Annotated in this window: 23 protein-coding genes and 1 pseudogene; 19 read left to right on the top strand and 5 right to left on the bottom strand. The window is 39.3% G+C overall.

Going from position 1 to position 24,321, the window contains the following annotated elements:
* From AW165_RS18050 to AW165_RS17980, 15 genes and pseudogenes are all read left to right on the top strand, one after another.
* Positions 1 to 304, top strand: a pseudogene (locus AW165_RS18050) (acetyl-CoA C-acyltransferase); the annotation flags it as partial.
* A 2-nt stretch (positions 305 to 306) separates the two neighbouring features.
* Positions 307 to 1,662: a 3-carboxy-cis,cis-muconate cycloisomerase gene (locus AW165_RS18045; RefSeq protein WP_060466644.1), complete on the top strand. Its 1,356-nt coding sequence runs from the start codon at positions 307 to 309 to the stop codon at positions 1,660 to 1,662.
* A complete protein-coding gene (gene pcaD / locus AW165_RS18040) occupies positions 1,659 to 2,444 on the top strand; it encodes a 3-oxoadipate enol-lactonase (RefSeq protein WP_060466643.1) in 786 nt (261 codons plus the stop codon). Before AW165_RS18045 ends, pcaD begins: the two co-directional genes overlap by 4 nt.
* A gap of 42 nt (positions 2,445 to 2,486) precedes the next feature.
* Entirely contained in the window at positions 2,487 to 3,842 is a 1,356-nt protein-coding gene (locus AW165_RS18035) for an MFS transporter (protein WP_060466642.1), read from the top strand.
* A gap of 15 nt (positions 3,843 to 3,857) precedes the next feature.
* Complete coding sequence (pcaC, locus tag AW165_RS18030; protein WP_005306044.1) at positions 3,858 to 4,271, top strand: 4-carboxymuconolactone decarboxylase; 414 nt, start codon at positions 3,858 to 3,860, stop codon at positions 4,269 to 4,271.
* A 10-nt stretch (positions 4,272 to 4,281) separates the two neighbouring features.
* Complete coding sequence (gene pcaH, locus AW165_RS18025; protein WP_060466641.1) at positions 4,282 to 5,007, top strand: protocatechuate 3,4-dioxygenase subunit beta; 726 nt, start codon at positions 4,282 to 4,284, stop codon at positions 5,005 to 5,007.
* A gap of 14 nt (positions 5,008 to 5,021) precedes the next feature.
* Entirely contained in the window at positions 5,022 to 5,651 is a 630-nt protein-coding gene (pcaG, locus tag AW165_RS18020; RefSeq protein WP_060466640.1) for a protocatechuate 3,4-dioxygenase subunit alpha, read from the top strand.
* A gap of 75 nt (positions 5,652 to 5,726) precedes the next feature.
* Entirely contained in the window at positions 5,727 to 6,554 is an 828-nt protein-coding gene (gene aroD / locus AW165_RS18015; RefSeq protein WP_081410726.1) for a type I 3-dehydroquinate dehydratase, read from the top strand.
* A 19-nt stretch (positions 6,555 to 6,573) separates the two neighbouring features.
* Positions 6,574 to 8,025, top strand: a complete 1,452-nt coding sequence (locus tag AW165_RS18010; RefSeq protein WP_060466639.1) for a right-handed parallel beta-helix repeat-containing protein — start codon at positions 6,574 to 6,576, stop codon at positions 8,023 to 8,025.
* Positions 8,026 to 8,090: 65 nt separating this feature from the next.
* Positions 8,091 to 9,410, top strand: coding sequence for a carbohydrate porin (locus tag AW165_RS18005; protein WP_060466638.1), 1,320 nt, complete (start codon positions 8,091 to 8,093; stop codon positions 9,408 to 9,410).
* An 82-nt stretch (positions 9,411 to 9,492) separates the two neighbouring features.
* Complete coding sequence (locus AW165_RS18000) at positions 9,493 to 11,922, top strand: glucose/quinate/shikimate family membrane-bound PQQ-dependent dehydrogenase (RefSeq protein WP_060466637.1); 2,430 nt, start codon at positions 9,493 to 9,495, stop codon at positions 11,920 to 11,922.
* 646 nt (positions 11,923 to 12,568) lie between these two features.
* Entirely contained in the window at positions 12,569 to 13,027 is a 459-nt protein-coding gene (locus AW165_RS17995; RefSeq protein ID WP_014206923.1) for a DUF6438 domain-containing protein, read from the top strand.
* 135 nt (positions 13,028 to 13,162) lie between these two features.
* Positions 13,163 to 13,576 (top strand): YeeE/YedE family protein, encoded by a 414-nt coding sequence (locus AW165_RS17990; RefSeq protein WP_005069081.1) that lies wholly within the window; start codon positions 13,163 to 13,165, stop codon positions 13,574 to 13,576.
* Positions 13,577 to 13,580: 4 nt separating this feature from the next.
* Positions 13,581 to 13,994: a DUF6691 family protein gene (locus tag AW165_RS17985; RefSeq protein ID WP_060466636.1), complete on the top strand. Its 414-nt coding sequence runs from the start codon at positions 13,581 to 13,583 to the stop codon at positions 13,992 to 13,994.
* Between the two features lie 4 nt (positions 13,995 to 13,998).
* Complete coding sequence (locus AW165_RS17980; RefSeq protein WP_060466635.1) at positions 13,999 to 14,865, top strand: MBL fold metallo-hydrolase; 867 nt, start codon at positions 13,999 to 14,001, stop codon at positions 14,863 to 14,865.
* A gap of 93 nt (positions 14,866 to 14,958) precedes the next feature.
* On the opposite strand, the gene pcaU is transcribed toward AW165_RS17980, so the two are convergent.
* The gene (pcaU, locus tag AW165_RS17975) at positions 14,959 to 15,771 is read right to left on the bottom strand and encodes an IclR family transcriptional regulator PcaU (RefSeq protein ID WP_002120879.1); all 813 of its coding nucleotides are present in this window, start codon (positions 15,769 to 15,771) and stop codon (positions 14,959 to 14,961) included.
* A 42-nt stretch (positions 15,772 to 15,813) separates the two neighbouring features.
* Entirely contained in the window at positions 15,814 to 16,734 is a 921-nt protein-coding gene (locus AW165_RS17970; RefSeq protein WP_032006304.1) for a LysR family transcriptional regulator, read from the bottom strand.
* An 89-nt stretch (positions 16,735 to 16,823) separates the two neighbouring features.
* Between AW165_RS17970 and AW165_RS17965 the strand changes: the two genes are divergently transcribed.
* From AW165_RS17965 to AW165_RS17950, 4 genes are read left to right on the top strand one after another with little or no spacing between them, the layout of a single operon-like run.
* Positions 16,824 to 18,065: an acyl-CoA dehydrogenase family protein gene (locus AW165_RS17965; RefSeq protein WP_060466634.1), complete on the top strand. Its 1,242-nt coding sequence runs from the start codon at positions 16,824 to 16,826 to the stop codon at positions 18,063 to 18,065.
* Between the two features lie 17 nt (positions 18,066 to 18,082).
* The gene (locus AW165_RS17960; protein WP_060466633.1) at positions 18,083 to 19,204 is read left to right on the top strand and encodes a phosphotransferase family protein; all 1,122 of its coding nucleotides are present in this window, start codon (positions 18,083 to 18,085) and stop codon (positions 19,202 to 19,204) included.
* Positions 19,201 to 19,899 (top strand): histidine phosphatase family protein, encoded by a 699-nt coding sequence (locus tag AW165_RS17955; RefSeq protein WP_060466632.1) that lies wholly within the window; start codon positions 19,201 to 19,203, stop codon positions 19,897 to 19,899. Before AW165_RS17960 ends, AW165_RS17955 begins: the two co-directional genes overlap by 4 nt.
* A gap of 15 nt (positions 19,900 to 19,914) precedes the next feature.
* The gene (locus AW165_RS17950; protein ID WP_060466631.1) at positions 19,915 to 20,658 is read left to right on the top strand and encodes an SDR family oxidoreductase; all 744 of its coding nucleotides are present in this window, start codon (positions 19,915 to 19,917) and stop codon (positions 20,656 to 20,658) included.
* A gap of 35 nt (positions 20,659 to 20,693) precedes the next feature.
* Here AW165_RS17950 and AW165_RS17945 read toward each other — a convergent pair whose 3' ends face one another.
* The 3 genes from AW165_RS17945 to AW165_RS17935 all read right to left on the bottom strand — a co-directional run bounded on the left by AW165_RS17945 (position 20,694) and on the right by AW165_RS17935 (position 24,278).
* A complete protein-coding gene (locus tag AW165_RS17945; RefSeq protein WP_060466630.1) occupies positions 20,694 to 21,950 on the bottom strand; it encodes an OprD family outer membrane porin in 1,257 nt (418 codons plus the stop codon).
* Between the two features lie 109 nt (positions 21,951 to 22,059).
* A complete protein-coding gene (locus AW165_RS17940) occupies positions 22,060 to 23,409 on the bottom strand; it encodes a spinster family MFS transporter (protein WP_017399597.1) in 1,350 nt (449 codons plus the stop codon).
* Positions 23,410 to 23,810: 401 nt separating this feature from the next.
* A complete protein-coding gene (locus AW165_RS17935) occupies positions 23,811 to 24,278 on the bottom strand; it encodes a MarR family winged helix-turn-helix transcriptional regulator (protein WP_002121038.1) in 468 nt (155 codons plus the stop codon).
* Positions 24,279 to 24,321: the final 43 nt, after the last annotated feature.

Here is a 24,321-nt window from a genome sequence, read left to right as displayed (position 1 = left end):
AGCCATTAAAAAATTACTTAAACAAGCCAACCTGACTTTAGAGCAAATGGATGTAATTGAGCTAAATGAAGCTTTTGCTGCTCAGGCTTTGGCCGTGACCCGTGATTTAGGTTTGCCAGATGATTCTGACAAGGTGAATCCAAATGGTGGTGCCATTGCTTTGGGTCATCCACTTGGTGCATCAGGTGCACGCCTAGTGACAACAGCCCTAAACCAGCTTGAGCAAACAGGGGGGCGTTACGCTTTGTGTTCAATGTGTATTGGTGTGGGCCAAGGCATTGCTTTGATTATTGAGAGAGTTTAATCATGAGCCAGTTATATGCCAGCTTGTTTTATCAAAAAGACGTCACTGACATCTTTAGTGACTCATCTTTAATCAAATACATGATTGAGGTTGAAGTTGCCTTAGCGCAAGCACAGGCACAAGTTGGTGTGATTCCTCAAAATGCGGCTAATACCATTGCCCAAGTAGCTGAGCAGGCATTAGAAAAGTTTGACTTTTCAGCTTTGGCTGTCGCAACTGGCTTAGCTGGAAATATCGCAATTCCATTTGTAAAACAGCTTACAGCAATTGTTAAAGATGTTGATGAAGATGCTTCGCGTTATGTGCATTGGGGGGCAACCAGTCAGGATATTTTAGACACAGCTTGTATTTTGCAATGCCGTGATGCGTTGAACATTGTGGAAGATCAACTTCAACAATGCTATGCGACTGTATTACAGCAAGCTAAGCAATATCGCCATCAAGTCATGATTGGGCGTACTTGGTTACAGCAAGCTTTACCAATTACCTTGGGACATAAACTTGCTCGTTGGGCTTCTGCATTTAAACGTGATTTGGATCGTATTCAAGCAATGAAGTCACGTGTACTTACTGCTCAGTTAGGTGGTGCTGTGGGTTCATTAGCTTCTTTGCAAGATCAAGGTTCGCTGGTGGTCAGTGCATTTGCTCAGCAACTGAATCTAACTGCACCGACAAGCACATGGCATGGTGAGCGTGACCGTATTGTGGAAATTGCAAGCGTGCTTGGCATGATTGTCGGGAATACGGGCAAGATGGCACGTGATTGGTCACTGATGATGCAAACTGAAATTGCAGAGTTGTTTGAGCCAACTGCGAAGGGTCGTGGTGGTTCATCAACCATGCCTCATAAGCGTAATCCAGTTGCGGCAGCATCCGTATTAGCCGCGGCGAATCGTGTACCAGCACTTATGTCTAGCATTTATCAAAGCATGGTACAGGAACATGAGCGTAGCTTAGGCGCGTGGCATGCAGAATGGTTAGCAGTTCCAGAAATCTTTCAGCTTTGTGCTGGAGCATTAACTCGTACTGGTGAAGTTTTACAAGGTTTTGAAGTGAATGCTGAACATATGCAACAGAACCTTGAGTGTACCAACGGGTTAATTATGGCAGAGGCTGTGATGATGGCACTTGCTCCAAAAATTGGACGTTTAAATGCTCATCATGTTGTTGAAGCAGCTTGTAAAACAGCCGTGGCTCAAAACCAGCATTTGTTTGATGTTGTTAGCCAACTAGACGAAGTGAAAGGACAGTTTAGCCAAGCAGAAATACAAGATATTTTCAAACCAGAAAACTATTTAGGCAATATTCAGCAACAGATTGATGCAGTTTTGCAAGAAGCACAAGGAGAGCCAAAGTGAAACAGACTATTAGCAATCGCCAAGGAAAACAGCTAGCTGTTTATACCGACGGCTTAAAAGACGCTCCTGTGCTTATTTTCTCTAATTCATTAGGCACAGACCATGGTATGTGGCAATCACAGGTAAGTGAATTAAAAAGTCATTTTAATGTCATTACATACGACACACGTGGTCATGGCGAGAGTGATGTGATCGCTGAAACATCTTTACAAAATTTAGGCGAAGATGTTGCTGATATTTTAGATGCCTTAAATATTGAGAAAGCTCATTTTTGTGGCATTTCAATGGGCGGAATTACAGGGCTTTGGTTAGCTATCCATTACCCAGAGCGCTTTCTAAGCATTACTGTCGCAAATTCGGCGGCAAAAATTGGACAGGCTGAGGCGTGGTTGAGTCGCGCAGAATCAGTAGAACAAAATGGACTAGCTGAATTGGTTAAAACTACGCATACACGTTGGTTTAGCGAAAAATTCGACTATCAACATAATGTGGTTGCACAAACGACGATTCAAAGTCTGGCAAACACACCGACACAAGGTTATGCCAATGCTTGTCGTGCTTTAGCAGATGCTGATTTAAGAGATGAAATTACACAAATCCAAGTTCCAGTATTGCTCATTGCAGGAACGGCAGATCCAGTGACCACAGTAGCAGATGCTGAGTTTATGCAGAATGCTATTAAGAACAGTCAAATTGCTAAATTAGAAGCATCTCATCTTTCTAATATTGAGCAACCGCAAAGATTTACTCAGGAATTGACTAGGTTTATTCAGCAAATCTAATAGCTTAGTAGTTTAAAAGGAATTGGCCTTAAGGAGGCAAATATGGCGTCTCAGGATTACGCTGCACCAAATAAAAGTATCGATGCTCAAGCATTAATTAATGATGCTCCACTCAGTAAGTATCAATGGATGATCGCCATCATCTGTTTTTTAATTATTTTTACTGACGGTATCGATACAGCTGCAATGGGTTTTATTGCTCCAGCATTGGCACAAGACTGGGGAGTTGATCGCTCTCAGTTAGGGCCAGTGATGAGTGCTGCACTTGGTGGAATGATTATTGGAGCTTTGGTTTCTGGCCCAACAGCTGACCGTTTTGGTCGCAAAATCGTACTGGCTTTTTCGATGCTTGTATTTGGTGGGTTCACCTTGGCATCTGCTTATGCAACCAACTTAGATAGCCTTGTCGTTTTACGCTTTTTGACAGGTATTGGACTTGGTGCAGCGATGCCAAATGCCACCACATTATTCTCTGAATACTGTCCAACACGCATTCGTTCATTACTCGTGACCTGTATGTTCTGTGGTTACAACTTGGGTATGGCAACCGGTGGTTTTATTAGTAGCTGGCTTATCCCGACTTACGGTTGGCACAGTCTATTTTTACTTGGCGGCTGGTCACCTTTGATCTTAATGATTTTAGTGATTTTGGTTTTACCTGAGTCTTACCGCTTTTTAATTGTTAAAGGTAAGAATCCTGAAAAAGTACGCAAAATCTTAAATCATATCGCACCAACTCAAGTTCAAAATACGACTGCGTTTCACGTACCTGAAGAGAAAACCGAGACAGCTCAAAAGAAAAATGTCTTTGGAATTATGTTTTCTAAACCATATGCAAAAGGAACACTTTTGCTTTGGTTGACCTATTTCATGGGGCTCGTGGTTGTTTACTTGCTTACAAGCTGGTTACCAACGCTTATGCGTGAAACAGGTGCCTCAATGGAGCGTGCTGCATTTATCGGTGGATTGTTCCAGTTTGGTGGTGTGGTAAGTGCTTTGTTTATTGGTTGGGCGATGGACAAATTCAACCCGAACCGAGTGATTGCTATTTTCTACTTTGCTGCAGGTCTATTTGCGATTGCTGTTGGTCAAAGCTTAGGAAATTCAACATTACTTGCAGTATTGGTGCTTTGTGCGGGTATCGCAATTAACGGTGCGCAATCTTCAATGCCTGCGTTAAGCGCTCGTTTCTATCCAACGCAGTGCCGTGCAACTGGCGTGTCTTGGATGACAGGTATCGGCCGTTTTGGTGCGGTATTTGGTGCTTGGATTGGTGCCGTACTACTCGGTAATGATTGGTCGTTTACTGCCATTCTCAGTTTATTACTAATTCCAGCGACTGCTGCGGCTGTTGCTGTATTTGTTAAATCACTTGTTGCGCATACCGATGCAACTTAATAGAGGTCTATCACAATGAATGATGAACAACGCTATAAACAAGGCATTGAAGTGCGGACTGAAGTTTTGGGTGAAAAGCATGTTGGTCGGTCTTTGCAAAACTTAAATGACTTTAACCAAGATTTTCAAAACTTTATTAGCCGTTACGCATGGGGTGAGGTGTGGTCTCGTCCGGGCCTACCGCGTCATACACGTAGTTTAGTGACGATCGCAATTTTATTGGCGCTTGGCCGCGAAGATGAACTACGCATGCATTTACGTGCTTGTTTCAACAATGGTGTAACTAAAGAAGATTTAAAAGAGTTGATCTTACATAGCTCGCTCTATGCAGGTTTACCTGCTGCAAATGCTGCAATGCATATGGCCGAAGAAGTCTTTAAAGAGTTGGGAATAGAAGTCAACTCAGTTGCAGCAAAAGAACAGGATTAAGGAGATAAAGATGTCACAACATAGCTGGGGTGCTTACGCCCAACGTAATACAGAAGACCATCCACCTGCATATGCAGAAGGTTATAAGACAAGTGTTTTACGTTCGCCAAAAAATGCATTGATTTCTATTAATGAGACTTTAACTGAAGTTACTTCACCGCATTTTTCTTCAAATTTGTTTGGCCCAAAAGATAACGATTTGATTTTGAACTATGCCAAAGATGGTTTACCAATTGGTGAGCGTGTCATTGTTCATGGTTATGTCCGTGACCAGTTTGGTCGTCCTGTTAAAAATGCACTTTTAGAAGTATGGCAAGCCAATGCTTCTGGTCGTTATCGCCATCCAAACGATAAGTTTATTGGTGCAATGGACCCTAACTTCGGTGGTTGTGGTCGTACATTAACTGACGAAAATGGTTTTTATATTTTCCGTACCATTAAACCAGGTCCATATCCGTGGCGTAACCGTATTAATGAATGGCGCCCAGCTCATATTCACTTCTCTTTAATTGCTGATGGTTGGGCTCAGCGCCTAATTTCGCAGTTTTATTTTGAAGGCGATACGCTCATTGACACTTGCCCGATTTTAAAAACGATTCCTTCTGAAGATCAACGTCGTGCATTGATTGCACTAGAAGATAAAAACAACTTTATCGAAGCTGATAGCCGTTGTTACCGTTTTGACATCACTTTACGTGGTCGTCGAGCGACTTACTTCGAAAACGAATTGACTTAATCGGGAGCACGAGCATGAATAACTGGAATTTTCAGGAATTAAAAGAAACTCCATCTCAAACAGGTGGTCCTTACGTTCACATTGGTTTGTTGCCACAACAAGCAAATATCGAAGTATTTGAAAACAACTTTAATAACCAGTTAGTACAAGACCAAACCAAAGGCGAGCGTATTCGTCTTGAAGGTCAGGTATTTGACGGATTAGGTTTGCCGCTGCGCGATGTGCTGATCGAAATTTGGCAAGCCGATGCGAATGGTATTTACCCAAGTCAGGCAGATACGCGTGAGCAAAAAGCTGATCCTGCGTTTCAGGGGTGGGGCCGTACTGGTGCTGACTTTGAAACAGGTATCTGGAGCTTTAATACAATTAAGCCAGGTGCTACAGCCGGTCGTAAAGGTTCAACTCAAGCACCTCATATTGCATTAGTGATTTTCGCTCGCGGTATTAACTTAGGTCTTCATACACGTGTTTATTTTGAGGATGAAGCTGAGGCAAATGGCAATGACCCAATTTTAAATAGCATTGAGTGGGCACCGCGTCGCCAAACTCTTATTGCAAAACGTTTTGAAGAAAATGGTGAAATTGTTTACCGCTTTGATATTCGTATTCAAGGCGATAACGAAACAGTATTTTTTGATATTTAAGAAACACCTAAGGCTACACATGATTGTCCATGGATGCGTGTAGCCTTTTTAAAGGACGGTATGAAAGAGATGAAAATGAAAACATTATTAAGCTTAAGTTTGCTTGCACTCCCATTTTTTACAGCACAGGTGAATGCTGAACCTGTTGCTTTAGCTACTCAAACACAACCTGCGACTACGGCAGTTAAAACAATTGTTCCAATTACAGCAAAAACTAAAGAACAAGCTTTAGCACAAGCTCAAGTCATTGCAAATACAGCAGATGCTGATTTGGCAGAGTTCCGTATCGACTTACTCAGTTTTGCGAGTGATACAAAACAAGTGATTGCATTGGGGCATGAATTAAAAAAGATTCTAGGTAATAAGCCACTAATCGCCACAATTCGTACTAAAAACGAAGGTGGTCAGCTTGAAATTAGCGATGCTGATTATGGTAAGACTTATCAGGCTTATTTAAAAAATCCGTTCATGGATTGGTTAGATGTTGAAATGTTCCGTGATCAAAAAGTAGTTTCAGAAATTGTTCAAAAAGCACATCAAAAGAAAGTGTTGATTGTGATGTCTAATCACGACTTCCAAAAAACGCCAAGCCAAGATGAAATTGAAAAACGCTTGTTAAAACAAGATCAAATGGGGGCAGATGTTCTCAAAATTGCCGTAATGCCAAAATCTAAACAAGACGTTTTCACTTTAATGAACGCAACTTTAAAAGTAAGTCAGCAAACCACTAAACCATTGTTAACGATGTCGATGGGACAATTAGGTACGATTTCTCGTGTTGCGACTGCCAACATGGGCGGAAGTTATAGCTTTGGCATGATTGGTGAGGCTTCCGCACCAGGACAAATTGATGTGACTAAGCTCAAACAGATTTTAAAAACCGTTCAACCAACAAACCCATAAATCATAAGGATATGATGAAATGAATACATTACGTTTAACTACTCTTGCATTAGGTTTGATGGTTTCAGGAATTACTGCGGCACAAACTTATGTTGTTGACCGTTATCAAGATGATAGCAATAAAGGTTCTTTACGCTGGGCAATTGAACAAGCGAATGCGAATTCAAGTGAATCGAGCGAGATCTTGATTCAGGCGGTAGGCAAAGCACCTTACGCGATTAAATTAAATAGCGCACTTCCTGAAATTAAAGCACCTGTCAAAATTATTGGTACCCAGTGGGATAAAACTGGTGAATACATCGCAATTGATGGATCAAATTATATTAAAGGCGAAGGTGCAAAAGCTTGTCCTGGTGCTAACCCTGAACAATACGGAACAAATGTCCGTACCATGACTTTACCGGGATTGGTACTACGTGACGTCAACAATGTCACTTTAAAAGGTTTAGACATCCATCGTTTTTGTATTGGTGTATTGGTTAACCGTTCAAGCAATAACCTTATTCAACATAACCGTATTAGTAATAATTACGGTGGTGCTGGTGTCATGCTTACTGGTGATGATGGGCAAGGTAACCCAACTGCAACCACGACCAATAACAATAAAGTTTTAGACAACATTTTCCAAGACAATGGTGATGGTTTAGAACTGACACGTGGTGCTGCATTTAACTTAATTGCAAATAACCATTTTGTTTCAACTAAAGCAAATCCTGAACCATCACAAGGTATTGAAATCTTGTGGGGTAATGACAATGCCGTGGTCGGTAATAAATTCGAAAACTACTCGGATGGCTTACAGATCAACTGGGGTAAGCGTAACTATATTGCTTACAACGAAATGACCAATAACTCGATTGGCTTCAACATGACAGGCGATGGCAACATTCTTGATAGCAATAGAGTACATGGTAACCGTATTGGTGTTGCTATTCGTTCGGAAAAAGATGCAAATGCAAAAATTACATTGACTAAAAACCTGATTTGGGACAATGGTAAAGATATTAAACGCTGTGAAGCAGGTGGTTCATGTATACCAAATCAGCGTTTAGGTGCAATTGTATTTGGTGTACCTGCACTTGAACACGAAGGTTTTGTCGGTTCTCGTGGTGGTGGCGTAGTGGTTGATCCATCTAAGCAACAAAAAACATGTACTCAACCAAATCAACAAAACTGTAATGCTCAGCCGAATCAGGGCATTAAAGCACCTAAGTTAACCGTTAATAAAGGTTCAGTTGCTGTAGAAATTAATGGATTACCAAACCAACGCTATCAAGTTGAGTTTTTTGGTAATCAAAATGCGTCATCAAAAGAAGCTGAGCAATATTTAGGAGCAATAACTGTTGCTACAGATGCACAAGGGATCGCAAAAGCGAATTGGAAGCCGTCTGTAAAAGTTGCCTCAATTACAGCGAATATTACTGATCGTTTTGGCGCAACATCTGAGCTTGGTTTTACAAGTGTTAAATAACAATAAGGAAAGCGCCTCATATGAGGCGCAGCATAGAAATATAGAAATGATAAAAGGGACTTGAAATGCCAAATTTAATGAAATTGAGTGTTTTAACGCTCGCTGTATTAGGTAGCCAATTTGCGCTCGCGAATGAGCCTTGGTCACAAGACCGTCAATGGTTGCTAGGTGACTGGAATGGAAAACGCCAGCAATTAGAGCAGCAGGGCTATAAATTTACAGCTTCTATTATGAGCCAAAGTGCTACAAATTTAGATGGTGGTTACAACGACAGCAATACTTTTGAAAATGCTGCACAACTTTCTTTAGGTGCAAACCTAGATTTAGAAAAAATTGCTGGATGGAAAGATACAACAGCAAGCCTAGTCGTGACCAAACGTGATGGTAATGCGCTCACTTTGGAGCGTATTAAAGATCCACGTTCTAGCCAATTGGGCAATGCTCAAGAGATTTACGGACGCGGTAAAATCTGGCGTCTGTCTCAAGCATGGGTGAAGAAGGGTTTTGTTGATAATACTGTACAGGTCAAATTTGGTCGTATGGGGATGTCAGAGGACTTTAATAGTTCTCAATGTGAATTTCAGAACTTATTGCTTTGCGGTGGGCAGTTAGGAAAATCAATCGGTTCAATTTGGTATAACTCACCAGTCGGTGTTTGGGCGACAAACGTTAAATATCAGTTTGCGCCTGAATGGACTTTGGGATTGGGTGTGTATGAGGTCAATCCAGACAACATTAAAACCGAATCAAATAGTGATGGTTTTAATCTGGATATGAACAATGTGAAGGGCGCCACCATACCAGTTGAACTTGCATGGAAACCAAAACTTGCTGCCTTTAATGGCTTGCCGGGTGAATATAAAGTAGGTGCACTGTATTCAACCGCCGAAGCAAATGATATTAAAACTGCCGGTAAAGTGCATGACGGGAAACAAAGTTTCTGGATTAATGCACAACAACAACTGACGAATAAAGGCGAAGATCCGAAACGCGGTTTATATGTAAGTTTTAATGGCGTTGTAAATGATAAGGCAACGACTTTTGTTCAAAGTACGCAACAACTTGCTCTTTGGTATAAGGGGCCATTTGATAGCCGTCCAAATGATTCGATTGGTTTTGGTATAGCCAATTATGTAGTTAATGACCGTGCTAAAGATAAACAGATCGCAACAAATGAAAGTCGTGGATATTACAGCTATGATTCGATTGCATCTGACTATATTCCAATTCAAGACGACGAACTAAATGTCGAGTTGAACTATACCTATCAATGGTCTCCGGCCGTCATGTTACGTCCAAACATTCAATATATTCATCAACCTGCTGGTGTAAAAGAGGTTGATGATGCTTGGGTGGCTGGTCTTAGTGTGAAAGTCAATTTTTAACAATATTGATGGCTGGTTAGACATAGTTTAACTGGCCCAAATGCTTGAACTATTCGGGTTCAGTATATGTGGAGTAGGATCTATGTCTGAGTCAGATTCTAAGTTTCATATCTTATTCAAAATATGGTGTTTTATATTAGGTCTAGTTTTATTGGCTACTGGTGTTTTTTACATCGTAGGTGGTGGAAAACTAGTATCACTCGGCGGTTCTTGGTATTTCCTTATCTCAGGACTGTTTATAACCATTTCGGCAATTAGTATTTTCCGAAAAAAAGCGTTGGGTGTCTGGATTTTTGCGGCTGTTTTTGTTGGTACCATAATTTGGTCATTTGTTGATGCTGGATGGGAATTTTGGCCGTTATTTTCGCGCTTAATGTTTCCTGCCGGTCTTTTTGCTGCCTTGCTATTTACTTTGCCATCAATCCGACGTTACCAATTTCAAACGAGCTTGGCATCTTCATCTTATGCGGTAGGTGGATTAGTTGTTGTAGGTATGTTGATTGCGCTCTATCAAATGTTCCAACCGCATCCAACAGTAGCAAGTTCAGGTGAAAAACTACCTTTAGTACCAGTTGATCCTGCTAAAAAACAGGTAAATTGGGAAAATTATGGTAATGATGCAGGTGGTAGCCGCTTTGTTGCTCTCGATCAAATTAACCGAGATAACGTTCATAAACTAAAAGAAGCTTGGCGCTTTAGAACGGGCGACTTTACAACGGGTAGTGGTAATGGTGCCGAAGACCAAATGACTCCGCTACAAGTTGGAAATAAAGTCTTTTTATGTACACCACATAACAATATTTTTGCGATAGATGCCGACTCAGGCAAACAACTCTGGAAAGCTGAGGTGAACTCTACAGCCGATGCTTGGGAACGTTGCCGCGGTGTTGCATACTTTGATTCAACAAAACCGCTTGTACAACCAACTTTAGCTGGTGCAAATGCAGTAACTGCGGTTGCAACCAATACGGCATGTCCACGCCGTGTATATACCAATACACCTGATGGTCGTTTAATTGCGGTGAATGCAGATAACGGCCAGCGCTGTGCTGATTTTGGTGTAAATGGAACGGTTGATTTGCTAGAAGGTCTTGGCGCTGGAACAAAAGCTCCGCGTTTTGAAGTGACTTCTGCACCGACTATTGCTGGAACAACTATTGTGGTGGGTAGCCGTATTGCCGACAACGTGGCCGCAGATATGCCGGGTGGTGTTATTCGTGGTTATGACGTAATTACGGGTAAACTTCGCTGGGCATTTGACCCGCGTAATCCAAACCCTAACTATGTTCTTAAACCGGGTGAAACCTATAAACGTAGTTCAGCAAACTCATGGGCTGCAATGTCATATGACCCGCAAATGAATACGGTGTTCTTACCTATGGGTAGTTCATCTGTCGACATTTGGGGGGGTAACCGTAATCCATTAGATCACAAATACAATACTTCTGTGTTAGCACTTGATGCGACAACAGGTAAAGAGAAGTGGGTATATCAAACTGTTCATAACGATTTATGGGACTTTGACTTACCAATGCAACCGAGTCTAGTGGACTTCCCATTAAAAGATGGTACGACTAAACCAGCTGTTGTGATTGGAACCAAATCAGGCCAATTCTTTGTTCTTGACCGTGTAACGGGTAAACCACTGACTAAAGTGATTGAACAACCAGTTAAACCTGCCAATATTCCAGGTGAACAATACAGCTTAACTCAACCTCGTTCAGTTGAAATGCCCCAAATTGGTAATCAGACTTTAACTGAGTCAGATATGTGGGGTGCAACGCCGTTCGATCAATTGATGTGTCGTATTAACTTCAAGTCAATGCGTTACGAAGGCCTATTTACTGCACCGGGCACTGATGTTTCTTTAAGCTTCCCGGGTTCTTTGGGTGGTATGAACTGGGGTAGCATCGCTTTTGACCCGACTCATCGTTATATGTTCGTGAACGATATGCGCCTTGGTTTGTGGATTCAATTGATGGAGCAAACTCCTGAAGATATTAAGATTCAGGCGAATGGTGGAGAGAAAGTAAACACAGGTATGGGCGCTGTGCCAATGAAAGGTACACCTTACAAAGTGAATAAAAACCGCTTTATGTCGGCGTTAAAAATTCCATGTCAGAAACCACCATTTGGCACCATGACTGCAATTGACATGAAAACTCGTCAAGTTGCATGGCAAGTACCATTAGGTACAGTAGAAGATACTGGGCCTATGGGTATTAAGATGGGCTTAAAAGCACCGATCGGTATGCCAACAATTGGCGGGCCGATGGCAACTCAAGGTGGCTTGGTTTTCTTTGCTGCAACACAAGATTACTACTTACGTGCATTTGATTCATCTACAGGTAAGGAACTGTGGAAATCACGCATGCCAGTAGGTAGCCAAGGAACACCAATAAGCTATGTTTCACCTAAAACAGGTAAACAGTATGTGGTTGTTACCGCAGGTGGAGCACGTCAATCACCTGATCATGGTGATTATGTGATCGCTTATAGCTTAGAACAATAATTAAGAAAGGCAAAAGAGAGTATTTCTCTTTTGCCTTACTCTTTAATATATTTTTTATATAAAAGAGTAAAAGTAAATTCTATATTTTTAACTAGATAGCTTTACCAAATAGTAAAAAAGTGCTTGATGTTGTTGCTAAACTTGAAATAGTCTTATGGTCAATTCAGCCTGAACGCTAGATATAGCTTAACTATTGACCAGTTCCTTAGGATGTTTTACCTATAAATAAAACCTTAACTTTTATTAAGTTTTGTTTAACTTAACATTGTGAATTTTAATTAAAAATAAACATTATTAAGTTTTAAACATTAAAAATACGGTGTTTTTTGTTGGAAAAACGAGCTTAAATATATACTTATATTATATTTATATAATTTATTGGGTTGCGCTAGAATGGTCGACGCAGATTATTACTATCCAGTAATAATTTGTATTTCAGGAATTTAAGCTTTTATGGCTTAAGGCTCATCGAAAGATGGGCCTTTTTTTATGGGTGAAAGAAAATGTTTTTATCTTGCTCAATAGCCTAAGCAAAATTAAAAGTTAAATAATGAATAAAATCACAAAAAATAGTCTTTAATGACAAGAAGTGTATGATTTGATAAATTAAAGCCACTTGATAATAATAGGTGATGTAATGAGATTTTTGGTTCTTGCAACTTTATCTGGTTTAGCTTTGATGGGTTGTGCTTCTGTTCAGCAAGCACCGAATACACAAGAGACAATTCGCTATGCTTCTAGCCCATGTTTTGGCGCATGTCCGATTTATTCTGTAGAAGTAACACCTACAGGTTTAATTCGCTTTGAAGGTAAACAATACACTAAAGCTATAGGTGTTAAAGAAATTCAAGGTAGCGTTAAAGATTATAAAAAACTTGCAGATGATCTAAAAACTTATCGCCCTGAAACAGGTACACAATCAAAAACTGCGGGTTGCCAGCAAACAGCGACCGACATGTCTAGCTATTACATTACTTGGATTCAACCTAATGGCACAGAAACTAAATTAAGCCATTACACAGGTTGTATCTCTCCAGCAAATAATAGATTGAATAAGGTTATGGAAAAGTTACCTGAACAATTAGGCATTAAAGATCTAATCTAATGATAAAAGCCCCAAAATCTTGGGGCTTTTTCTTGTTAAGAAGAATTATAAACTCAAAAGTTTTATATTAAGTATTTCTAAAAGAATCAGCGTATAATACATATTATAAAAACATATATTGTTAAGAGTGGTTATATGTCAAATATTGTCTATGCCTTTTTTGGTGGTTTATTACTAGGCATCGCAACAGTTGGGTATTTATATATAAATGGCCGTATAGCCGGAATCAGTGGTTTGCTTGCTCAAGTCATCAATCCTACTAAAGACACCTTTAAGAGTTCGGCATTCTGGTTCATTGCAGGACTTGTGATTACACCTTTCATATATGGTTATTTTTATCAGCCTGAAATTGAAATTAAAGCTAATACATTTGCACTTATTCTAGCAGGTGTACTTGTAGGCTTTGGAACACGGTTAGGGTCGGGTTGTACAAGTGGTCATGGTATTTGTGGTATGAGCAGGTTATCAAAACGCTCGATGATAGCGACAGCAGTTTTTATGTTTGCTGGCATGTTAACGGTTTATATCATTCGTCATGTGATGGGGTAATCCTATGAAAAACATTTTTGCTTTTTTATTTGGTAGCTTATTTTCATTAGGTTTAATGATCTCTGGCATGTCTAATCCAGAAAAGGTATTAGGTTTTTTAGATATTTTTGGGCAGTGGGATATTAGCTTAATGTTTGTAATGTTAGGTGCTATTGCTGTGGCATTTATTCCATTTCAAAAGGCTATAAAAACTCCTAAAACGCTTTTTAATGAGAAAATTCAATTACCAACGAATACACAGATTGACCAAAGGTTAATTGTGGGTGCTTTTATTTTCGGTATAGGCTGGGGAATAGCAGGTATATGTCCAGCGCCCGCTTTAACTTTGATTGGATTAAGACATTTTGAAGCGCTTTATTTTATTGTCGCAATGTTATTAGGAATGTTTATTTACCGAATTTTAAATAAAGGAAATTAAGCCTATGCAACAACCTCTAGTAAAAGATTTTTTTGATGAAAACACCAATACTTTTAGCTATGTTGTTGCGGATTTAGCGACTCTTCAATGCGCTATTATTGATAGCGTGCTTGATTACGATGCCGCATCGGCCACTACAAAAAAAACCAATGCTGATCTGATTGTCGATTATGTCTTGGCGCAAAATCTCAAAGTGCAATGGATTTTAGAAACCCATGTACATGCAGACCATATGACTGCGGCTCAATATTTAAAATCTAAATTGGGCGGTACAATTGCGATTAGTCAAAAAATCTCGATAGTACAAGAAACATTTTCGGCTATCTATAATTTTGATTTTAAGAAATTTAATGAAAATCAGCCCTTTGATTATTTGTTTGAAGATTATGAACATTTCAAAATAGGGGATATAGAAGCCTATAACATTCCTACACCAGGACATACACCCGCTTGCTTAAGCTATGTGATTGCCGATGCTGTTTTTGTCGGTGATACTTTATTTATGCCCGATTACGGCTCGGCCAGATGCGACTTTCCTAAAGGAAGTGCTGCTGAGCTTTATGATTCGGTACAAAAAATTTATACACTTCCCGACAATATGCGCATGTTTTTATGCCATGACTATAAGCCCGAAGGTCGTGATGAATATATCTGTCAAACAGATATTAGAACCCAAAAACAAAGCAATATTCATTTAAATCGACGAGTTTCCAAGGACTCATTCATCAAAATGCGTCAAGAAAGAGATGCTACTTTGGCAATGCCAAAATTAATTTTGCCTTCAATTCAAATTAATATGAATGGTGGAAATTTTCCGGAACCTGAAGCGAATGGTATTCGCTATTTGAAAATCCCTTTCAATTACTTTTAGAAATAGCCTAAGCATTCATTTGGGAACGTTCAATCTATTCAAATAGTCTAAGCAAACAATAAAATTAACCCTATGAAATAGCCTAAGCAAGATTTAAAGAACTTGTCTTAAATCCCGCGAAGTCTCTTGCAATAAAGGCAGAATATGTTGAATTAAATATTCTTCAGTTGTTTTCATAGTTGGAGAAACAATATTTAAAGCTGCAACCACTTTAAAGTCTTGTCCATAAATTGGTACGGCGAGCGCATGAACTCCTAATTCGTGTTCTTCACGCGAATAACACCAATCTTGTTCTCGAATCTCTTGTAGTAACTCTAAAAATTTATCATTTTCGACATGCGTATATTTAGTTAAACGCTGAAGAGGATATTTTTGGAGCCAGTCCAATTGTTCTTCTTGGCTTAAATGTGCCAGTAAAATTTTACCCGCAGATGTCGCGTGAGCAGGCAGACGGTTACCTAAGTGTAAGCCGTATGGATTTACACGGTCAGTTTGTTGGTGGGCCGCACTACGAGCAATAGTAATGGCTTCATAACCATCAAGTACCATCACCGAATAAATGAGAGAAGTTTGGTTAGTTAACAGATTTAATAAAGGCTGAGATACTTTCGGAAGCTGGGCTGCACCTAAATAAGCTCCTGAAAATTTAAGAACTTTCGGAGTTAAATAGTAATAGTGACCATCTGACTCAAGATAACCTAAATATTCTAAAGTTAATAAATGACGTCTTGCTGCTGCTCGGGTAAGCCCAGTTTTTTCAGCAGCCATAGAAATGTTTAAACGATGTTGATTACTACTAAAGCTATCTAAAATCGCCATGCCTTTACCAATACCAGCAATGTAATCTTCATGACGAATCGTTTTTTTGTTGTCCTGATTCTGGATTATCCGTTCATCTTTACTCATTACTGATCCTTGTACGATAGAAGCTTAGTAGATCAATTTGCTTTACTGAAAAAGTTTAATAATTTCATGTCGCAGAAATTGATGTCTTAAATTATCCCTTAAATCTTCGTGCCAAAACATACCCATTTTAATATTGGTTATCTCAAAAGGCAGAGAATGTAAGCAAATTTCATGACTATAAGACAAATGCTGTAAAATCATTCGAGGCATGGTGAGTATTGCGTCGGCTTGAGCTCCCAAAACTTGTAACGCCGTTGAATAGTTTTGACAGCGCATAAATACATTTCTTGAAATTTTTTGGTGTTGGTTTAAATAAATATCTTCAAGTAAAGCGCCCGTACGGCGTGACGAAACACCAATGTGCCGCCCACTGATATAACTAGCTAAATCGACTTCTTTAAGTTGGCTGCAAATGACAAACTCATCTGTTACCAAATGATCAAAGGTAATTTTTGGAGATAAGTATTGTTCTAGGTCAATCACGAAATCGAGCTGTTGTGTCGCTAAGTCAGTCATAATATGTTTTCGATCGAGTTTCATACTCACAAACTGCAAATCTAAATTAAGATTTTGAAAATGTTGAGCTAGTCTTGGAAGAATAATCGGCTCAATTTCATCATGCACGGCGATTTTTAAGTTTTTTAAGCTTGTTGGATCGAACACATGCTTCTGCTGGCTAATATTTTGAATGGTTAAAAGTGCTTGCTTCACAGTTGGATAAATCTGTTCTGCAAAAGGAGTGGCAGACATTTTATTGCCTACACGTATAAATACATCATCTTCAAGTTGCTGGCGTAAACGCTGCAAAGCATGACTTGCTGCTGACTGCGTAATATTAAGGCTACTTGCGGCATTCGAAATACTTTTTTGTTCATAAATCGCGATAAAAAGCGGATATAAATTGATATCAATCCGGTGGAAAAAACTTAGATCTAGGCCATGTAAGTTATGAATATTATTCATGAGGTGTTATTTAATAAAATCATTTCATTCATATTAAGTTTCAAGTTATGTTGATGTAAAGACCAGATAATGATGTGAAGGAAAAAAGAATGTTTGAACTTTCAAAGAAAGCTCAAGATTTTGCTGAGCGAACAAGAAAATTTATTTTAGAAGAAATAGAACCTGTCGAAGCAAAATTTTGGGAAGAGGTTCATGAGCTAAATCCAGATGGAAACTGGAAAAAATGGCAATGGCCAGACCTTTTAGAAACTCTGAAAACTAAAGCTAAACAAGCTGGTCTTTGGAATATGTTTTTACCCGATGAAAAACTCGGTGCAGGGTTATCAGTTCAAGAATATGCGCATATTGCTGAATTGACTGGCCGCAGTTTATTGGCACCAACCGTTTTTAACTGTAATGCACCAGATACAGGAAATATGGAATTGTTATGGCGCTATGGTAATGAACAGCAAAAACAGCAATGGTTAGAGCCATTATTGGACGGAAAAATTCGCTCTGTTTTTTGTATGACTGAACCAGATGTTGCGTCAAGCGATGCAACCAATATGCAAGCGACTGCACTCATCGACGGTAATGAAATTGTTTTAAATGGCAAAAAATGGTGGTCGTCTGGTTTAGGTGACCCAAATGCTAAAGTCATTATTTTTATGGCGCATACCCCAGATAAAACCAAAGACCGCCATCATCAACACTCCATGGTTTTAGTACCGATTGATACCGCAGGTGTCGAAATTCAACGGATGTTACCTGTGTTTGGCGACTATGATGCACCGCATGGACACGGTGAGGTTCATTTTAATAATGTTCGAGTGCCTATTGAAAACTTTATTGGTGGAGCGGGGCAAGGCTTCGAAATTGCACAAGGTCGTTTAGGGCCAGGGCGTATTCATCATTGCATGCGCTGTATTGGAGCTGCTGAAAAAGCTTTAGAGCTTATGATTGATAGAGGTATGTCTAGAACGGCGTTTGGCAAAGAAATTCTAAAACTTGGCGGAAACCTCGAACGCGTGGCTGATGCTCGAGTCGCCATAGATCAAGCCAGACTTTTAACCTTGTATGCTGCTTATAAAATGGATACTTTAGGAAATATGGCTGCTTTAACAGAAATATCTGCAATTAAAGTGGTCGCTCCGAGTGTTTTAGAAAAAGTAGTCGACATGGCGATTCAGCTACATGGCGGTGCAGGCGTTTCAAGAGATACGCCATTAACGGGTTTCTTTGCCCAAGCACGCAGTTTACGTTTAGCTGATGGTCCAGATGAAGTACATAAAGGCATGATTGCCAAATTAGAGTTGGCCAAACGTGGTTATGGTCGTCATAAGAAAGTATAAGTTTAAAGGAAGTGAATATGTCGGTAATTGATGTAGGCGGTGAAGTACGTGAAGGTGAAGAACTTGATATTGGGGCAGTTGAAAACTGGTTAAAAAACCAAGGGGTTGAGTTGGTTGGCCCAGCAGTCGTTACTCAATATACGGGCGGGGCGTCGAATTGGACTTATCGTTTAAAATATGAAAATACCGATTTAATTTTGCGACGTCCCCCAAAAGGAACAAAAGCGAAGTCAGCCCACGATATGGCCCGTGAATATATGGTGCAGAAAAATTTGGCCCCTTATTATCCAGTGCTTCCTAAAATGGTGGCACTTTGTCAGGATGAATCGGTCATTGGCTGTGATTTTTATGTCATGGAACGCATTGAAGGTATTATTCCTCGTGCAAAATTACCGCCTGAGCTTGGCTTTAATGAAGAAGATGTTCATGAGCTTTGTGTAAATGTTATTGATAAGTTGATTGAGCTACATCAAGTTCCCTATGAGAACACGCCTTTAGCTGAACTAGGCAAAGGAACAGGATATTGTCGTAGACAAGTTGAAGGTTGGGATAAACGCTATGAAAAAGTCCGCACAATCAACGTTCCTTCATTTAAATATGTCCGAAAATGGCTAAACGATAATATCCCTCAAGACTCGACGACTTGTATTATTCACAATGATTGGCGTTTTGATAATGTGATTTTAGATCCAGAGCATCCAACAGATGTGATTGGGGTGTTGGATTGGGAAATGGCGACCTTGGGGGATCCATTAATGGATTTGGGCAGTGCTTTGGCCTATTGGGTTGAGCCAACGGATAATATGATTTTTAGATCAACACGACGTCAGCCGACTCACTTAAAGGGAATGTTCTCTCGAAAAGAAGTCGTTGGCTATTATTTGCAAAAAACAGGTCTGGACCCTCAAAATTGGGCTTTTTATGAAGTCTTCGGTGTATTCCGTTTAGCAGTGATCGCCCAGCAAATCTATTATCGTTATTACCATAAACAAACCCGAAACCCTGCTTTTAAAGATTTCTGGATAGTGATCCATGCACTACATATCAGAGCTTTAAAACTTATCGCCCAGCAAAAACTGCAAGAATCGGAATTTGCTCAGCAATCTCTACAGAAAATACAGGGTATTTTAAGAAGATGACCACAATTTATCTGGTAAGGCATGGACAGGCATCGTTTGGTAAAAGTAACTATGATGAGCTGTCTGAAAATGGTGAAGCTCAAGCGACTTTATTAGGCCAATATTTTAAGCAAATATTGAAAGAACAACCTTATGTGGTTGCAGGAACCATGCAGCGCCACGAGCAAACAGCAAAGCTCGCACTCAATGAATGCTTCCCAGATGCGGTAATTCATCATAATAATTTATGGAATGAGTTTAATCATCAGCAGGTTTTTGCCCGCTATGAACCGCGTTTTGAACAACCTGAACTTTTAAAAGCTGATGTTGCACAAGAACAAAACCCGCGTACTTATCTTGCCAAAATATTTGAAGGCGCAATTGGACGATGGACAGATGGCGATTTTCATCATGAGTATGATGAGTCTTGGCCACACTTTAAAGAAAGAGTCGAAACAGCATTGCAGCAACTTTGTGATGAGTTAGCAAAAACCAAACCTCGCTATGCAGTCGTTTTTACCTCTGGTGGTGTGATTTCTGTAGCAATTGGAAAATTGCTTGAACTGAGCCCTAATCGAACTTTTGCCTTGAATTGGGCAATCGCGAATACAAGTCTCACGACTTTGCGTTTGGTTGGAAATGAAGCTCAGGTTTTAAGTTTAAATGAACATCATTTTATAAAAGCTGAACGTCCAGATTTACTGACATGGATTTAAAATAAGGATAAAAGCATGGCAAAGACAATTTTAATTACAGGTGCAAGTTCTGGATTGGGCGCGGGTATGGCGCATGAATTTGCAGCCAAAGGCTATAACTTAGCGATTTGTGCACGCCGTTTAGACAGATTGGAAGATTTAAAAACGGAACTTGAAAATCAGTACGGTATTAAAGTCATTGCAAAAAGTCTGGATGTAACTCATTACGATCAGGTTTTTGAAGTATTTCGCGCCTTTAAACAAGAATTTGGCTATTTAGATCGAATTATTGTAAATGCGGGAGTCGGAAATGGTCGTCGTATTGGTAAAGGTAATTTTGAAATTAACAGAGCCACAGCTGAAACAAACTTTATTTCTGCTTTAGCGCAGTGTGAAGCAGCAACTGAAATTTTTAGAGAGCAAAATGCCGGTCATTTGGTGGTGATGTCATCCATGAGTGCGATGCGTGGATTACCAAAACATTTATCGACTTATGCAGCAAGTAAAGCTGCAGTTGCTCACTTGGCCGAGGGTATTCGTGCTGAATTACTGGATACCCCAATTAAAGTCTCCACCATTTTTCCGGGTTATATCCGTACCGAAATGAATGAAGGTGCTAAACATTTACCTTTTGAAGTTGACGCCAAAACAGGATGTAAAGCTTTAGTAAAAGCTATCGAAAAACAACCTGTAAAAGCTTATGTGCCACAGTGGCCGTGGTTACCAATGAGTATTGCTATGAAGGTTTTACCATTAAAGTTGGTCAATAAATTAGGATAAAAAATACCCCCTAAAGTTTAGGGGGTATTTTTTATTTAGAATTTTTTAGTGTAATTGACAAACAAGCGATCTTCACCAAAGTCATTGCCATGTTTTACATTGTAATCAATACGAATATATTGCAGGGCCACGCCTTTTAAGAAAGGCTGCTGAAATGCGTAGTTTAAAATCACATTTGACTCGGTTTCGTGGTTTTTTTCACCATTGGCTGCTTTAAAGTTATGTCCGTAAACATATTTTACCATCGCATTTAGGCCCGGCACATAATCTTTAAAATCGTAGCCATACATGACGTGGTAAGACTTTTCATCCTCTTTAAAAAAGCCTGTAGCGTTCCAGTTAATGAAATACGTCTCTGGTAAAAAACCATCTGGTAATGGGTAAGCCGATTCACCAATAATCTGTTGGTAACCTAAACCAAAGGTATGGTTTTTTACTTTAACCGTTTCAAGTAATCCAATGTTCTGCGCATCAATATCAAAGGTGTTGCCATCATCTTTTGCATTGAAGTATTTAAACTTAGAGGTCAGAGCAAAACTTGGCTGTTTCCACGTATGTTCAAGTCCTATATAGTGTTTGTTATACAGATCTTCTAAATTACCGAAGTAATATTCACCCTTTAAAGACGGCGTGAATTGATAGCGCAGGTCAATGTAGTTCAAACCATCAGATTCTTTAGTAATTCCATTTGATGTGAAAGAAAACTTTTTAAAGTCTTCTTCATTTCGTGGAGATACTTTTTCAACCCGACCAATTTCTGCGTAGAGTTGGTCTGAAAGTTGTGACTTTAAATTGGTTCCCCAATATGAAGTGAGTAACTGACGACTAGCATCTACAGCCGTTACAGGTAAATCTAGCCAGAGTTCACCGACACTCAAAAGAGTTTTGTCATAACCCAGTTTTAAAGTTGCACCATATTTTAAATAATCTGAAGCTTGAGATTGCGTTTCTTTATTAAAAGGCAAAACTGTATCCGCAACATGTTTGTCTGAACTTAAGCGCACGGCGTATTGAACGGAAGCATCAGCCCCAATCGTAATTGGTTTGTTTGCTATGACTAATGGAGTGTCATGCATTTTCGATTTATAAAATAAAGATGCTGCCTGAGACCAACTGCCAGTATCTTTAAGTGCATCATTATCAAAATCGCGGTTGATATAGGCATTTTTTAAAGTGAATTTCCATTCATCTTCAGTTTGTTGATTTGGATTTGCAGCCCATGAGTTGCTGCACATCAGTAATAAAGTGGCAACAGCTAAAGTGTGTGGTTGAAAGCGGTGAAATAATTCCATAATCCATTTCCCAAGTGTAAGCCAGTCCTCGGCACTACGTAATTTTGAATATTTCGGTACTCTCTAAGCGTTTAGTTAGAGAGTACATTTTTGCAATTGGTGAGACCTATTAATTTAATTTTTCAAGCTTCATGCTTTCACTAAAGAATTTGCAGCCTTTAAAAAGTAGAATTAAAGCCAGTACACAAGACAAACCACCCACAATAGATAAAGAAGAACCCACCATTAATGGGCTACCAAAAACTTTATCTGTAATAATGGCTACCAGTGTTGTGCCAATACCGAGTCCAATTAAGTTACTCACCAAAAGGAAGAGGGCAGAAAGGCGTGCTCTAAACTGGTTTGGGGCTAACATTTGCAAAGCAGTTGCTGAAATCACTAGAGGGAAAGATGCAAAGAACATTGCAGGAATCAGTAAGCTAACTGAAAGCCAAAGCTGATCTGTTTGGGTAAAAAATGCAATTGGAATAATCAGGCCAACAATACCAATTACACCCGTGAACATCGGCGCATCTTGACGGCCTTTTTTGATAAACCAGTCATTTAGCCAGCCTGCACAAAATACGCCTAATGTATTTGCGACTAACAGAATGGTACCAAGCATATAGCCTGTTTCAGTCGGCGCGAGTTGAAACTTACGAATATAAAATGCAGGTGTCCAGCTAGTTAGGCTATAGAGTGCCATTGCATAAAAGGTAAAACCTAAATAATGACAAGCAAATGTTTTCGAATGTTTTTTAATAAACTGAAGACATTGTGTGAATTTAACTTGGTCAACTTGTCCATTTTGGTTGAGTTGTTGGCCTTTACGTGCAGGGTCTTTAACGGTCAAAATAAACAGCAAACCAATAATGATGCCGGGTAAACCCACCACTAAAAAGGCAATTTGCCATGCTTTAAGCGCACCCAATAAAGGAACCTCAATGAGTGTCACACCTTTAAGCAGGTTAATGACATAACCGCCAACTAAGAAGGCAATACCTCCACCTAAAAAAGCGCCAATTGAATAGATCCCGACAGCACGCCCTAGTTTGTCTTTACTAAACATGTCGCTAAACATTGAATAAGCCGCTGGAGATAAAGCCGCTTCACCGACACCTACCGCCATACGGCTTAAGAACAGTTGAATAAAGTTTTTACTTAAACCGCAAGTTGCTGTTGCCAGACTCCAAACAATAATCCCGATTGAAATTAATTTTGGTCGTGAAAAACGGTCAGCAATATAGGCTAAGGGTAAACCCATAACCGCATAAAACAGTGAGAAGGCGAGGCCATGTAATAAGCTAAATTGAGTATCTGAAAGTTGGAGATCTGCTTTGATGGGTTCAATCATCAGCGCCAGAATTTGGCGGTCAATAAATGAAAATATATATGCCAACATACAAAGTATGACCACATACCATGCATATGCATTGCTTTTCTTCTGTGTCCTTTCAACAGCGATATTACTTTGGTTCATACACTTAATCCTTATGTATAAAACGCTTAAAGAAATTGATATCTAACTTTTATTATTCCTCTAAAATTTTCGATATTTCCCCCCTTTTAGATAAGAATAATAAATAGGCTAGAAATGAGTAATTTGGTCTCGTACAGACCGGAAGAGTGCGTCTAAGCCCAATTAGGAGTTAATGGGATTTTTAAGATCATGGAATTATTATTTTCTTTTTATATGTAAAATTCCATTACTTATTGAGTATGTTAGAATACCTAAAAAGTATGTTAAGTAATTATATATAGATAAATTTATGATATAAGGGTTTGATTTTATTAATTTTTATTGTTTTAACGAAAGAGCAGCTAAAGAAAAGGAAATTTTTAACTGCTCTAAGAGAGCTAATTTATCATGATGAGAAATATTTAGCTGGATGGCATCAGGTCAAATAGTTTCTTTAACTGGGTATTTAAATTATGTAGCTCGTCTTCTGAAAAAGCATTCAGAATGCCTGCCAAGGTAACCACACTAATTTGATTAATCTGTTCAACCAACTCAATACCTTTGGCCGTTAATTTCACCATCGAGATCCGTTCATCAGAAGTAGAAGAGTAGACCTCGACAATTCCATCTTCTACCAAGCGATATACAGCTTTTGTTGCCGTCGTTAACTTTAAAGTAGAAAGATTGGCAATGTCGGTAATACTGGCTTCCCCAAGGGCATTAGTGCTTAAAATAATTTTACGGCGTGTATTATCAATACCTAGCTTTTTTATTGATTTTTCAATCAGTTGTGAATACTTTCCATTCACTTGGGAAACCCAAAAAAAAGGGAAATTTTGAATACTCGACGGTTCTTTATTAGGAAGAAATTGTTCTAAATGATCAAGCATAGCTAAGCAATAACTTAGTGAAAAAAGGGTAATCCTATTATAA

Origin of the sequence: Acinetobacter sp. LMB-5 (assembly GCF_001541635.1) — a bacterium.
Classification (GTDB): Bacteria; Pseudomonadota; Gammaproteobacteria; order Pseudomonadales; family Moraxellaceae; genus Acinetobacter; species Acinetobacter pittii.
The sequence above is the reverse complement of the archived record's forward strand: the minus strand, read 5'-3'. Positions and strand labels throughout refer to the sequence as shown.

Coding starts and splice junctions, on each gene's coding strand:
- AW165_RS18045 (WP_060466644.1), top strand. CDS start 307: ATGAGCCAGTTATATGCCAGCTTGTTTTATCAAAAAGACGTCACTGAC.
- AW165_RS18035 (WP_060466642.1), top strand. CDS start 2,487: ATGGCGTCTCAGGATTACGCTGCACCAAATAAAAGTATCGATGCTCAA.
- pcaC (WP_005306044.1), top strand. CDS start 3,858: ATGAATGATGAACAACGCTATAAACAAGGCATTGAAGTGCGGACTGAA.
- pcaH (WP_060466641.1), top strand. CDS start 4,282: ATGTCACAACATAGCTGGGGTGCTTACGCCCAACGTAATACAGAAGAC.
- pcaG (WP_060466640.1), top strand. CDS start 5,022: ATGAATAACTGGAATTTTCAGGAATTAAAAGAAACTCCATCTCAAACA.
- aroD (WP_081410726.1), top strand. CDS start 5,727: ATGAAAACATTATTAAGCTTAAGTTTGCTTGCACTCCCATTTTTTACA.
- AW165_RS18010 (WP_060466639.1), top strand. CDS start 6,574: ATGAATACATTACGTTTAACTACTCTTGCATTAGGTTTGATGGTTTCA.
- AW165_RS18005 (WP_060466638.1), top strand. CDS start 8,091: ATGCCAAATTTAATGAAATTGAGTGTTTTAACGCTCGCTGTATTAGGT.
- AW165_RS18000 (WP_060466637.1), top strand. CDS start 9,493: ATGTCTGAGTCAGATTCTAAGTTTCATATCTTATTCAAAATATGGTGT.
- AW165_RS17990 (WP_005069081.1), top strand. CDS start 13,163: ATGTCAAATATTGTCTATGCCTTTTTTGGTGGTTTATTACTAGGCATC.
- AW165_RS17985 (WP_060466636.1), top strand. CDS start 13,581: ATGAAAAACATTTTTGCTTTTTTATTTGGTAGCTTATTTTCATTAGGT.
- AW165_RS17980 (WP_060466635.1), top strand. CDS start 13,999: ATGCAACAACCTCTAGTAAAAGATTTTTTTGATGAAAACACCAATACT.
- pcaU (WP_002120879.1), bottom strand. CDS start 15,771: ATGAGTAAAGATGAACGGATAATCCAGAATCAGGACAACAAAAAAACG.
- AW165_RS17970 (WP_032006304.1), bottom strand. CDS start 16,734: ATGAATAATATTCATAACTTACATGGCCTAGATCTAAGTTTTTTCCAC.
- AW165_RS17965 (WP_060466634.1), top strand. CDS start 16,824: ATGTTTGAACTTTCAAAGAAAGCTCAAGATTTTGCTGAGCGAACAAGA.
- AW165_RS17960 (WP_060466633.1), top strand. CDS start 18,083: ATGTCGGTAATTGATGTAGGCGGTGAAGTACGTGAAGGTGAAGAACTT.
- AW165_RS17955 (WP_060466632.1), top strand. CDS start 19,201: ATGACCACAATTTATCTGGTAAGGCATGGACAGGCATCGTTTGGTAAA.
- AW165_RS17950 (WP_060466631.1), top strand. CDS start 19,915: ATGGCAAAGACAATTTTAATTACAGGTGCAAGTTCTGGATTGGGCGCG.
- AW165_RS17945 (WP_060466630.1), bottom strand. CDS start 21,950: ATGGAATTATTTCACCGCTTTCAACCACACACTTTAGCTGTTGCCACT.
- AW165_RS17940 (WP_017399597.1), bottom strand. CDS start 23,409: ATGAACCAAAGTAATATCGCTGTTGAAAGGACACAGAAGAAAAGCAAT.
- AW165_RS17935 (WP_002121038.1), bottom strand. CDS start 24,278: ATGCTTGATCATTTAGAACAATTTCTTCCTAATAAAGAACCGTCGAGT.